Genomic DNA, 12,331 nt, shown 5'->3' on the forward strand with positions numbered 1-12,331 from the left:
TGCCAAATCCATGGCACGGTTCTTGCGAATCCGTTAATCGCAGGCGGCCGTTGGGGCCGTTTCGCAGCGTTTTTCACGTCTGCGTCAGGGAGATGAGACACTCATGCATAGCAAATCCACTCACGATATAGCGGCGCCATTTAGCCGCCGTGGCATTCTCGCCGCGACCGCCGGACTGATGCTTGGTCTGGCTTCCATTTCTGGTGCGAAGGCCGCGGACGACACCATCAAGGTCGGCGTGCTTCATTCCCTCTCCGGCACCATGGCCATCAGCGAAACCACGCTGAAGGACACCATCCTCTTCCTGATCGACGAGCAGAACAAGAAGGGCGGCGTCAACGGCAAGAAGCTCGAAGCCGTGGTCGTCGATCCCGCTTCGAACTGGCCGCTGTTCGCCGAGAAGGCGCGCGAGCTGATCACCAAGGACAAGGTCTCGGTCGTGTTCGGCTGCTGGACCTCGGTGTCGCGCAAGTCGGTGCTCCCGGTGTTCAAGGAGCTGAACAGCATCCTGTTCTACCCCGTGCAGTACGAGGGCGAGGAGAGCGAGCGCAACGTGTTCTACACTGGTGCCGCGCCGAACCAGCAGGCGATCCCTGCCGTCGACTATTTGATGAAGGACGAGAAGGTGAAGCGCTGGGTGCTCGCGGGCACTGACTACGTCTATCCGCGCACCACCAACAAGATCCTGGAAGCCTACCTGAAGTCCAAGGGTGTCGCCCAGGAAGACATCATGATCAACTACACGCCGTTCGGTCATTCCGACTGGCAGACGATCGTGGCCGACATCAAGAAGTTCGGCTCGGCCGGCAAGAAGACCGCGGTGGTCTCGACCATCAACGGCGACGCCAACGTTCCCTTCTACAAGGAGCTCGGCAACCAGGGCATCAAGGCGAAGGACATCCCGGTCGTCGCGTTCTCGGTGGGTGAGGAAGAACTCGCCGGCATCGACACCAAGCCGCTGCTCGGCCATCTCGCCGCCTGGAACTACTTCCAGTCGATCAAGTCGCCGGAGAACGAGAAGTTCATCAAGGCGTGGCAGACCTACACCAAGAATCCGAAGCGCGTGACCAACGATCCGATGGAAGCGCACGTGATCGGCTTCGACATGTGGGTCAAGGCGGTCGAGAAGGTGAAGTCGACCGATCCGGACAAGGTGATCGATGCGCTCCCGGGCATCGAAGCCAAGAACCTGACCGGCGGCACCTCCAAGATGCTTCCGAACCATCACATCACCAAGCCGGTGTTCATTGGCGAAATCAAAGCCAACGGCCAGTTCGACGTGGTGTGGAAGACCCCGGGTCTTGTCGCGGGCGACGCCTGGTCGAAGGAGCTCGACGGCTCCAAGGACCTGGTCGGCGACTGGGTCGGCAAGAAGTGCGGTAACTTCAACACCAAGACCAACAAGTGCCTCGGCTCCGGCTCCTGATCCGGATCTGACGCTCCATTGCACGATCGGAGAAGGCGGCGATCCCGCCGCCTTCTCCACCCTTTTCTGCCGGGGTCTTTCACAGTGCCAGCCAATTTGTCCGCCCGCCTCTGTTCGCTCCTGCTCTCGTTGTTCCTGATCGCGATCGCAATGCCGGCCTTGGCCGGCCCGTTCGAGGATGCGGTCGCAAAATTCGCCAACGATGATTATTCCGACACGGAAGAGGCGATCGGCGTGGTCGCAAGCAGCGGCAATACGCTGGCCTTTCCGATCATCAGCGCGCTCCAGGACGGCCGGCTCATGGCCGACCCCGATAGCAAGAAGGTTTACGTCACCGGCACCGACGGCAAGTCGATCGATGCCGCGACCGGTCAGGCCGTGGCCAGCGTGCCCGACAGTGCAAGCGCGGTCCGCCTCAACAACCGCCTGCGCCGCAGCGTCGATGCCGCGATCGGCAGCCTGACTCTGCAGTCACCGGACATCGGAGCGCGGCTCCAGGCCGCGCAATCCGTCTTCAAGTCGCATGAGGAGACGTCGCTCGAAGCCGTCGATGGCGCGCTCGCCAAGGAAACCAACCGATCCGTCAAGGTTGCGCTGGGTGACGCCCGCGCAGCGATCCTGTTGTTCAAGCCTGATGCCACCGAGGTCGAGAAGCTCGAAGCTGTTGCCACCATCAAGGCGCGCGGCGACCAGGAGGCGATGGCGCTGCTCACCGGCATGGGCGACCAACCGGCCTCAGTGACCAAGGCTGCCGCGAGCGCAATCGGTTCGATCCAGAGCTCGCTCGCGGTCTGGTCGATGGTGCAGAATGCCTGGTACGGCCTCTCGCTCGGTTCGGTGCTGCTGCTTGCCGCGATCGGGCTTGCCATCACTTTCGGCGTGATGGGCGTCATCAACATGGCCCATGGCGAGATGGTGATGATCGGGGCCTACACCACCTTCGTGGTGCAGGAGGTGATCCGCACCCGCTATCCCGGCCTGTTCGACTATTCGCTGCTGATCGCCGTGCCGCTCGCCTTCCTGGTGGCGGGTGCACTCGGCGTCGTGATCGAGCGCAGCATCATTCGCTTTCTCTACGGCCGTCCCCTGGAGACGCTGCTGGCGACGTGGGGCCTGTCGCTGGTGCTGCAGCAGGCCGTGCGTACCATGTTCGGCCCGACCAACCGCGAGGTCGGCAACCCCTCCTGGATGAGCGGCGCGTTCGAGCTCGGCCAGATCACCATTACCTACAACCGGCTCTGGATCCTGGTCTTTACGCTCGCGGTGTTCGTCATTCTGCTCGCGATGCTGCGCTACACGGCACTCGGGCTCGAAATGCGCGCGGTGACGCAGAACCGCCGCATGGCGGCCTCGATGGGCATCGCGACTTCGCGTGTCGACGCGCTGACCTTCGGCCTCGGCTCGGGAATTGCCGGCATCGCCGGCGTGGCGCTGTCGCAGATCGACAACGTCAGCCCCAATCTCGGCCAGAGCTACATCATCGACAGCTTCATGGTCGTGGTGTTTGGCGGCGTCGGTAACCTCTGGGGCACGCTGGTCGGCGCCTTCACGCTTGGCATCGCCAACAAATTCCTGGAGCCGGTCGCCGGCGCCGTGCTCGGCAAGATCGCCATCCTCGTTCTCATCATCCTGTTCATTCAAAAGCGGCCGCGCGGCCTGTTCGCGCTCAAGGGCCGTGCGGTGGAAGCATGACCCCTCACATGCTGACGCGATCGCTGGACCGCGGCGCGACCATCTTCCTTGCCATCGTCGTGGCCTGCGGCATCCTCATCCCGCTCTCCAACCTGCTGCTGCCCGCGGGCTCGTTCCTGCAGGTGCCGACCTATCTCGTCGCGCTCTGGGGCAAATATGTCTGCTACGCCATCCTGGCGCTCTCGATCGACCTGATCTGGGGCTATTGCGGCATCCTCTCGCTCGGCCACGGCGCCTTCTTCGCGCTCGGCGGCTACGCGATGGGCATGTACCTGATGCGGCAGATCGGCAGCCGCGGCGTCTACGGCAATCCCATCCTGCCGGACTTCATGGTGTTCCTGAACTATTCGAAGCTGCCCTGGTACTGGTACGGCTTCGACATGTTCTGGTTTGCCGCGCTGATGGTGCTGATCGTGCCGGGACTGCTCGCCTTCTGCTTCGGTTGGCTCGCCTTCCGCTCCCGCGTCACGGGCGTGTATCTGTCGATCATCACCCAGGCGATGACCTATGCACTGCTGCTTGCCTTCTTCCGCAACGATTTCGGCTTCGGCGGCAACAACGGCATGACCGACTTCAAGGACATTTTGGGCTTCAACGTGCAGGCCGAGGGCACGCGTGCCGCGCTGTTCGCGCTGAGCTGCCTGGCGCTGATCGCTGGCTTCCTGATCTGCCGCGCCATCGTCTCGTCCAAGCTCGGCAAGGTGCTGATCGCGGTGCGCGATGCGGAATCGCGCACGCGCTTCCTCGGCTACCGCGTCGAATCCTACAAGCTGTTCGTGTTCACGGTGTCGGCCTGCATGGCCGGCGTCGCCGGCGCGCTCTATGTGCCGCAGGTCGGCATCATCAACCCGAGCGAATTCGCGCCGGGCAATTCGATCGAGGCGGTGATCTGGGTTGCGGTCGGCGGCCGCGGTACGCTGGTCGGCGCCGCGCTCGGTGCCGTCGTCGTCAACTACGCAAAGACGTTCTTCACCTCCGGCATGCTCGCGCCCTACTGGCTGTTCATGCTGGGTGCCATGTTCATCCTGGTAACGCTGCTGCTGCCCAAGGGCATCGTCGGCACTTTCAACGCCTGGTGGGACTCGTCGAAGGAAAGGCGCGACGCCGCGACCATTGCGAGCGCCGCGGCCGAAGATGGCGTCGCCGAGCCCAAAATGGCGGAGGAGGTGCAATGAACGTCATGGACACCCGCGCGACCTCCGCAATGCTGTATCTCGACGGCGTGCACGTCTCGTTCGACGGCTTCCACGCCATCAACAACCTCTCGCTGACGCTCGAGCCCGGTGAGATGCGCGCAATCATCGGCCCGAACGGCGCCGGCAAGACCACGATGATGGACATCATCACCGGCAAGACCAAGCCCGACGAAGGCACGGTGCTGTTTGACGGAGTCACCGATCTGACGCGGCTGGACGAGACCCGTATCGCCGAGCTCGGCATCGGCCGCAAATTCCAGAAGCCGACCGTGTTCGAGAGCCAGACCGTGCAGGACAATTTGCTGCTCGCGCTCAATGTCGACCACAGCGTCAAGGGCACGCTGTTCTGGCGCGGCAGCCGGGCGGAATCCGAACAGATCGACAAGGTGCTGGAGACGATCCGCCTCACCGATGCCCGCAACCGTCTCGCGGGCAGCCTCAGCCACGGCCAGAAGCAGTGGCTCGAGATCGGCATGCTGCTCGCCCAGGATCCGAAACTGCTTCTCGTCGACGAGCCCGTCGCTGGTATGACCGACGTCGAGACGCATCTCACGGCCGAGCTTCTCAAGGAAATCAACAAGACCCACACCGTGATGGTGGTCGAGCACGACATGACGTTCGTGCGCGAGCTTGGCGTCAAGGTCACTTGCCTGCACGAAGGTACCGTGCTCGCGGAAGGCACCATCGACCAGGTCTCGTCCAACGAGCGGGTCATCGAAGTCTATCTGGGGCGCTGAGCGATGCTTGAGGTCAAGGACATCAACCTGTTCTACGGCGCGGCGCAGGCGCTGCGCGGCGTGTCGATCGCGGCCGAGCCCGGCAAGGTCACCTGCGTGCTCGGGCGCAACGGCGTCGGCAAGACCTCGCTCTTGCGCGCCATGGTCGGGCAGTACCCGATCTCCTCGGGCGCGATCGTGCTCGACGGCAGTGATATCACGGGCCTGAAGCCCTATGAGCGCGCGCGCAAGGGCATCGGCTTCGTGCCGCAGGGGCGCGAGATATTTCCGCTTCTGACGGTCGAGGAGAATCTCAAGACCGGCTTCGGCCCGCTCAGGCGCGAGGACAAGCACATTCCGGACGACGTGTACTCACTGTTCCCGGTGCTGCAATCCATGCTCGGACGGCGCGGCGGCGATCTCTCCGGCGGCCAGCAGCAACAGCTCGCGATCGGACGCGCGCTGGTGATGCGGCCAAAGCTGCTGCTGCTCGACGAGCCGACGGAGGGCATCCAGCCCTCGATCATCAAGGACATCGGCCGTGCCATCTCGTACCTGCGCAACCTCGGCAACATCGCCATCGTGCTGGTCGAACAATATCTCGACTTTGCCTGCGAACTCGGCGACAGTTTTGCGGTGATGGATCGCGGCGCGGTGAAGTTCACCTGCGACCGCTCCAATCTCGACGCGAGCGAAATCAGCCGCCAGATGGCGCTGTAGGCCATTCTGCCGCGACCGGCTGGGGAGGCGGATGCGCAGCGACGTTTCAGCGACATCTTCGGTGTTCGACGCCAACCGTGCCCGCGGCGCGGTGCGCTTCGACGTCCACGCGCGCGACGGTGTGACGCGTCGCGGGATCTTGCATGAGTCCGGCTCCCTGCGCGTACGCTTCCCTTCGCCGGAGGACGAAGGGCTCTCCGGCGTGTTCGTCAACACGGCTGGCGGTGTCGCCGGCGGCGATCGCTTCGACATCGAGATCGCTGCCGCAGATGGTTCGAAGCTGACGCTGACGACGGCGGCCGCGGAAAAGGTCTATCGCGCGCCAGGGCAGGCGGCGGAGCTCAATATAGCGCTGAAGGTTGCCGCAGGCGCGCATCTCGGCTGGCTGCCGCAGGAGACTATCCTGTTCGACCGGGCGCGCGTGCAGCGCCGCTTCGACATAGACCTCGATGCGACTGCCTCGCTCCTGCTGTGCGAGATCGTGGTGTTCGGCCGTACCGCGATGGGTGAACGGATGGCGCAGGGCGAGTTCGTCGACCGCTGGCGGCTGCGTCGTGGCGGCAGGCTGGTGTTCGCCGAGACCGTCAGGCTCGACGGCAATATCGGCGCAAAGCTTGCGCGATCGGCGGTGGCGAAGGGCGGCGCTGCGATCGGGACGGCGCTGATCGTGCCCGGCGACGAGGCCCTGATCGAGCGCATCCGCGAGGCGTCGGAATCCTTCGTCGGCGAGGTCGGGATATCCGCCTGGAATGGCTTTGCAATGGCGCGGTTCTGTGCCCAAGATGCGGCGCGCCTGCGCGCCGACATGATGGCCGTGTTGGCGCGCACCGGTGCGGCGCTGCCGCGGCTCTGGTTGAATTGACGAAGTGAACGGAAGAGATTTTGTATGAACCTGTCTCCCCGCGAAAAGGACAAGCTTCTGATCTCGATGGCGGCGATCGTGGCCCGCCGCCGGCTGGATCGCGGCGTCAAGCTCAACCATCCCGAGGCGATCGCAATCATTTCCGACTTCATCCTCGAAGGCGCGCGGGATGGCCGCACCGTCGCCGAGTTGATGCAATCGGGTGCGCAGGTTCTCACCCGCGACCAGGTGATGCCGGGCATTCCCGAGATGATCCACGACATCCAGGTCGAGGCGACCTTTCCGGACGGGACCAAGCTCGTCACCGTCCACGAGCCGATCAGGTAGTTTTGAATTCGTCATTCCGGGGCGCCTGAAGGGCGAACCCGGAATCCAAAGGTTGTTGATTGAGATTCCGGGTTCTCGCTGCGCGAGCCCCGGAATGACGAGGAGGATAGAATGATCCCCGGCGAACTCTTCATCCAGGACGGCGAGATCGAGCTCAATGCCGGCCGCAAGACCGTGACGCTGACGGTTGCCAACACCGGCGACCGCCCGATCCAGGTCGGCTCGCACTACCATTTCTTCGAGACCAACCCGGCGCTGAAGTTCGACCGCAAGAAAGCCCGCGGCATGCGCCTCGACATCGCCGCCGGCACCGCCGTTCGCTTCGAGCCGGGCCAGACCCGCGACGTCCAGCTCGTCGCGGTGGCCGGCAAGAAGACCATCTACGGCTTCCGCGGCGACGTGATGGGGAAGCTGTGAAATCCACAGGAACGAGCGTGGCGCGGCATGGTTGAGGCGAAAACGGAGGACTTTGCCATGCTGTCACCTGTCCGCCTCGTCTCCGAAGCCGCCGAACTCGCCGCGCGCCGTCACAACGGGATGGCGCGCAAGGGCCGCGGTCATGAGCCTTACATCAACCACCTCGCCGAGGTCGCGAACCTGCTTGCCACTGCGACAGACGGCGCCGACGCCGAACTCGTTGCCGCCGGCTGGCTGCATGATGCGATCGAGGACACCGACACCACGCGCGAGGAGCTCGCGCAAAAATTCTCTGACCGTGTCGCGTCGCTTGTCGACGAGTGCACCGACGATATGAGCCTGCCTAAGCCGGAGCGGCGGCGGCGTCAGGTGCTCGACGCACCGAAAAAATCGGCTGGCGCCAGGCTGATCAAGATCGCCGACAAGATCAGCAATATCGGCGCGCGCGTACATTCGGATCCGACGGCCGAGGAACGTGACGACCTCGTCGATTACACCGACTGGGCCGAGCAGGTTGTCGCCGGTTGCCGCGGCGCCAACTCTTGGCTCGATATGACATTCGACGACATGGTGCTCACAGCGAGGACCTCGCTGTGAGCACCGATCCCAAATTCAAACGCAAACGGGGCTTGTGATGTCCGTCAAAATAAAGCGTTCCGTCTATGCCGACATGTTCGGCCCGACCACCGGCGACAGGGTGCGGCTGGCCGACACCGATCTCGTCATCGAGGTCGAGAAGGATTTCACCACCTACGGCGAGGAAGTGAAGTTCGGCGGCGGCAAGGTGATCCGCGACGGCATGGGCCAGTCGCAGGTTACCAACAAGCAGGGCGCGGCGGATACCGTCATCACCAATGCGCTGATCGTCGATCACTGGGGTATCGTGAAGGCCGACGTCGCGATCAAGGACGGCATGATCGCCGGCATCGGCAAGGCCGGCAATCCCGACATCCAGCCCGGTGTCACCATCATCATCGGCCCCGGCACCGACGTGATCGCCGGCGAAGGCAAGATCCTCACCGCCGGCGGCTTCGACAGCCACATCCACTTTATCTGCCCGCAGCAGATCGAGCACGCGCTGATGTCTGGCGTCACCTCGATGCTAGGGGGCGGCACCGGGCCCTCGCACGGCACGTTCGCCACCACCTGCACGCCGGGGCCGTGGCACATGGGGCGGATGATCCAGTCGTTCGACGCATTCCCGGTCAATCTCGGCATCTCCGGCAAGGGCAACGCCTCGCGGCCCGCCGCGCTGGTCGAGATGATCAAGGCCGGCGCCTGTGCGCTGAAGCTGCACGAGGACTGGGGCACGACGCCGGCCGCGATCGACACCTGCCTGTCGGTCGCCGACGACTACGACATCCAGGTGATGATCCACACCGACACGCTCAACGAATCCGGCTTTGTCGAGGATACGATCAAGGCCTTCAAGGGCCGCACCATCCACGCCTTTCACACCGAGGGCGCTGGCGGCGGTCACGCTCCCGATATCATCAAGGTCGCGGGGCTCAAGAACGTGCTGCCGTCCTCGACCAATCCGACGCGGCCCTTCACGCGCAACACCATCGACGAACATCTGGACATGCTGATGGTCTGCCACCATCTCGATCCCTCGATCGCGGAAGATCTGGCGTTTGCTGAAAGCCGCATCCGCAAGGAGACCATCGCGGCCGAGGACATCCTGCATGATCTTGGCGCGCTCTCCATGATCTCGTCGGACTCCCAGGCCATGGGCCGCCTGGGAGAGGTCATCATCCGGACCTGGCAGACTGCCGACAAGATGAAGAAGCAGCGCGGCTCGCTGCCGCAGGACAAGGGCAAGGACAACGACAATTTCCGCGTCAAGCGCTACATCGCCAAATACACGATCAATCCCGCGATCGCCCATGGCGTTTCGAAGCTGATCGGCTCGGTGGAGAAGGGCAAGCTCGCCGATCTCGTGCTGTGGTCGCCGGCCTTCTTCGGCGTCAAGCCGGATTGCGTCGTCAAGGGCGGCATGATCGTCGCGGCTCCCATGGGCGATCCCAACGCCTCGATTCCGACCCCGCAGCCGGTGCATTACCAGCCGATGTTCGGTGCCTTCGGCAAGGCGATGACCGCATCCTCGGTGGTGTTCACCTCGAAGGCCGCGATCACGGGCGGCCTCGCGCGAAAGCTCGGCATCGACAAGAAGCTCTATGCGGTCCAGAACACCCGCGGCAGGATCTCGAAGAAGAGCATGATCCACAACGACGCTACGCCCAATATCGAGGTCGATCCGGAGACCTATGAGGTCCGCGCCGACGGCGAGCTCTTGACCTGCGCCCCCGCCGAGGTGCTGCCGATGGCGCAGCGATATTTCATGTACTGAAATAGTGCCTCGACGCATGTCTCAGGAACATGTCCTGGCCGCATATCCGGGAGCAGCTTTTCCGGGTTTTGCGTTCGATCGCGCTTGGTCTAAGGTCCCGCCCGGTATCTGAAGCCCAGAAGAAAAGCCGGGAGGATTTCTCGTGATCTACGTCGTTGCCACCCTGACCATCAAGCCCGAAACGCGCGCCGAATTCATTGCAGCCGCCACCGCCTGCATCAAGGAGACGCGGAAAGAGCCCGGCAACATCGCCTATGATCTGCATGAGAGCGTCACCGATCCCGCCAAGATGGTGTTCGTCGAGCAGTGGGAGAATGCCGAGGCGCTGGTGCCGCATCGCGCCATGGAGCACATGAAGACGTTCGGCCGCGTCGCGGTGAAGTGTTTTACGGCGCCACCGAAGATCGAAGTGATCACGCCCGAGAAGGTCGAGACACGGTAACGGGGTAAAAGCGCATGATCCGGGCGACGCAGGTCAGGGGACAACACCGCTTCGCGGAAGCGCCGGCGGATACGGTCGTGCTCGATTTCGACGATCGACACCGCCGCCGCATGGCGATGACGGGGACGCGGGGGCTCGAATTCCTGCTCGACCTGGAGAATGCCGTCGCGCTGCGCGGCGGCGATGCGCTGGTGTTGGAGGACGGCCGGCTGGTCGAGGTGGTCGCCGCGCCCGAGCCGTTGCTCGAGATCCGCGGCCACGATCCGCACCACCTTATTCGCGTCGGCTGGCATCTCGGCAATCGCCATCTGCCGACGCAGATCATGGCCAAGGGCCTGCGCATCCGCCGCGACCACGTCATCGAAGCCATGGTGAAGGGCCTCGGCGCACGTGTGATCGAGATCGAGGCGCCGTTCGATCCCGAAGGCGGCGCCTATGCCGATGCCGGTCATGCGCATGGACACGACGGCCACGCGCATCACGATCATGGCCACGATGATCATCACGGTCATGATCACCACCATGATCATGCCGCTCATGGCGACGGTCACGCTCACCACCACGACGAGCATTGCGATCACCCCGATCATCACCACGGCCACAAGCATGCTCATGACCACAAATGAGCCGCTCGCGGCCCGCGACCTCGCGGAGCGCGAGGCGGCGGCGCTTTACCGGCTGATGACCTGGCTGTCGCCCGCGTTTCCCGTCGGGGGCTTTTCCTACTCCAGCGGCATCGAATGGGCGGTCGAGGCCGGCGACATAGCCGACACCGCGTCGCTGGCGGACTGGCTCGATGCGATGCTTCGCGATGGCTCTGGCTTCTGCGATGCGACGTTTCTGGTCCACGCCTATCGCGCCACTGAAGCGGGTGAGGGCGACACCTTGGGCGATATCGCAGAGCTCGCCGCGGCCTTCGTGCCGTCGCGCGAGCGGCAGCTGGAGACGACATCGCAGGGCCGTGCCTTCATCGACATCGCCCGCGCCGCATGGGATGCCGATGGGCTGGATGCCATGGTTTCGGCATGCTGCACCCCATTGGTCTATCCAGTTGCTGTTGGCGTGGTCGCCGCGATGCACGGCGTGCCGCTGGCGCCGACGCTGCACGCCTTCCTGCATGCGCTGGTCTCGAACTGGATTTCCGCGGCCAGCCGGCTCATTCCGCTCGGCCAGACCGACAGCCAGCGCGTGCTGGTGAGGCTGGAAGCCGCGGTTGCGGCGACGGCGAATCGTGCGCTGAATGCGACGTTGGACGATGTCGGCGGCGCGGCATTTCGCGCCGACCTCGCCAGCCTGCGGCACGAGACGCAATATACGCGGCTGTTTCGGTCATGAGCAGGGTGAGCTGCTTTCCGCCGTCGTCCTGGCGAAAGCCAGGACCCATAACCACGAGTGCGCGTGGCTGTGCACAGATGTGGCTGCAGCGTACCGTGACAATCGGGTTCAGTGGTAATGGGTCCTGGCTTTCGCCAGGACGACGATAGGAAAGACTCAATGCCTACTTCTCACGGCCCCTTGCGTGTCGGTATCGGCGGTCCGGTCGGATCGGGCAAGACCGCGCTGATGGACCTGCTCTGCAAGACCATGCGCGAGCGCTACGACATCGCCGCGATCACCAACGACATCTACACCAAATGGGATGCGGAATTCCTGGTACGCTCCGGCTCGCTGACGCCGGATCGCATTGCCGGGGTCGAGACCGGCGGCTGCCCGCACACCGCGATCCGCGAGGACGCCTCGATGAATCTCGCCGCGGTGGCGGATATGCGCGCCAAGTTTCCCGGGCTCGATCTCGTGCTGATCGAATCCGGCGGTGATAACCTCGCTGCCACTTTTTCCCCCGAGCTCGCCGATCTCACCATTTACGTCATCGACGTGGCCGCCGGCGACAAGATTCCGTCCAAGGGCGGCCCCGGCATCACCCGGTCCGACCTCCTTGTCATCAACAAGATCGACCTGGCGCCCCATGTCGGCGCCTCCCTGGAAAAGATGGAGACGGACGCCAGGCGCATGCGCGGCGAGCGGCCGTTCGTCATGACCAACCTGAAGAAGAGCCAGGGGCTGGACCGCATCATCGGCTTCATTGAGGCCAAAGGCGGCTTGAAACGGGCCGGCTGACCGCCGCGACGACCTAACGCAGGCGTTTCCCCCGTTAACGCGTTGGGCAAAGCCGTGTCCGCGGA

Annotated in this window: 14 protein-coding genes; all 14 read left to right on the forward strand. The window is 63.9% G+C overall.

All coding sequences use genetic code 11. From position 1 onward, the window contains the following. Positions 1 to 103: 103 nt before the first annotated feature. The 14 genes from urtA (at position 104) to ureG (ending at position 12,266) form a co-directional block, all read left to right on the forward strand. Positions 104 to 1,426 (forward strand): urea ABC transporter substrate-binding protein, encoded by a 1,323-nt coding sequence (gene urtA / locus AC0L2F_RS09900; RefSeq protein ID WP_473248250.1) that lies wholly within the window; start codon positions 104 to 106, stop codon positions 1,424 to 1,426. Between the two features lie 84 nt (positions 1,427 to 1,510). Then, positions 1,511 to 3,118: an urea ABC transporter permease subunit UrtB gene (gene urtB / locus AC0L2F_RS09905; protein WP_473248251.1), complete on the forward strand. Its 1,608-nt coding sequence runs from the start codon at positions 1,511 to 1,513 to the stop codon at positions 3,116 to 3,118. Continuing rightward, the gene (gene urtC, locus AC0L2F_RS09910; RefSeq protein ID WP_063994681.1) at positions 3,115 to 4,293 is read left to right on the forward strand and encodes an urea ABC transporter permease subunit UrtC; all 1,179 of its coding nucleotides are present in this window, start codon (positions 3,115 to 3,117) and stop codon (positions 4,291 to 4,293) included. The genes urtB and urtC overlap by 4 nt, the downstream gene beginning before the upstream one ends. Beyond that, positions 4,290 to 5,051, forward strand: coding sequence for an urea ABC transporter ATP-binding protein UrtD (gene urtD / locus AC0L2F_RS09915; protein ID WP_027515450.1), 762 nt, complete (start codon positions 4,290 to 4,292; stop codon positions 5,049 to 5,051). Before urtC ends, urtD begins: the two co-directional genes overlap by 4 nt. Before the next feature lie 3 nt (positions 5,052 to 5,054). Then, entirely contained in the window at positions 5,055 to 5,750 is a 696-nt protein-coding gene (gene urtE, locus AC0L2F_RS09920; RefSeq protein ID WP_007605420.1) for an urea ABC transporter ATP-binding subunit UrtE, read from the forward strand. A gap of 31 nt (positions 5,751 to 5,781) precedes the next feature. Next, the gene (locus AC0L2F_RS09925; RefSeq protein WP_007605422.1) at positions 5,782 to 6,612 is read left to right on the forward strand and encodes an urease accessory protein UreD; all 831 of its coding nucleotides are present in this window, start codon (positions 5,782 to 5,784) and stop codon (positions 6,610 to 6,612) included. A 24-nt stretch (positions 6,613 to 6,636) separates the two neighbouring features. Continuing rightward, positions 6,637 to 6,939, forward strand: coding sequence for an urease subunit gamma (locus AC0L2F_RS09930; protein ID WP_007605424.1), 303 nt, complete (start codon positions 6,637 to 6,639; stop codon positions 6,937 to 6,939). Between the two features lie 111 nt (positions 6,940 to 7,050). After that, positions 7,051 to 7,356: an urease subunit beta gene (locus tag AC0L2F_RS09935; protein WP_007599812.1), complete on the forward strand. Its 306-nt coding sequence runs from the start codon at positions 7,051 to 7,053 to the stop codon at positions 7,354 to 7,356. A gap of 57 nt (positions 7,357 to 7,413) precedes the next feature. Then, a complete protein-coding gene (locus AC0L2F_RS09940) occupies positions 7,414 to 7,953 on the forward strand; it encodes an HD domain-containing protein (RefSeq protein ID WP_063996794.1) in 540 nt (179 codons plus the stop codon). 37 nt (positions 7,954 to 7,990) lie between these two features. Next, positions 7,991 to 9,706 carry an urease subunit alpha gene (gene ureC / locus AC0L2F_RS09945; RefSeq protein ID WP_063994684.1) on the forward strand — a complete coding sequence of 572 codons (1,716 nt, stop codon included), beginning with the start codon at positions 7,991 to 7,993 and terminating at the stop codon, positions 9,704 to 9,706. A 142-nt stretch (positions 9,707 to 9,848) separates the two neighbouring features. Next, on the forward strand, positions 9,849 to 10,148 hold the full coding sequence (locus tag AC0L2F_RS09950; RefSeq protein WP_007599815.1) for a putative quinol monooxygenase: 300 nt from the start codon (positions 9,849 to 9,851) through the stop codon (positions 10,146 to 10,148). 14 nt (positions 10,149 to 10,162) lie between these two features. Further along, positions 10,163 to 10,774, forward strand: a complete 612-nt coding sequence (locus AC0L2F_RS09955) for an urease accessory protein UreE (RefSeq protein WP_063994685.1) — start codon at positions 10,163 to 10,165, stop codon at positions 10,772 to 10,774. Beyond that, a complete protein-coding gene (locus tag AC0L2F_RS09960; protein ID WP_473248291.1) occupies positions 10,755 to 11,483 on the forward strand; it encodes an urease accessory protein UreF in 729 nt (242 codons plus the stop codon). The genes AC0L2F_RS09955 and AC0L2F_RS09960 overlap by 20 nt, the downstream gene beginning before the upstream one ends. Before the next feature lie 159 nt (positions 11,484 to 11,642). Then, positions 11,643 to 12,266: an urease accessory protein UreG gene (ureG, locus tag AC0L2F_RS09965; RefSeq protein WP_007599817.1), complete on the forward strand. Its 624-nt coding sequence runs from the start codon at positions 11,643 to 11,645 to the stop codon at positions 12,264 to 12,266. Positions 12,267 to 12,331: the final 65 nt, after the last annotated feature.

The sequence above is a fragment of the Bradyrhizobium sp. Ken64 genome, assembly GCF_055807555.1.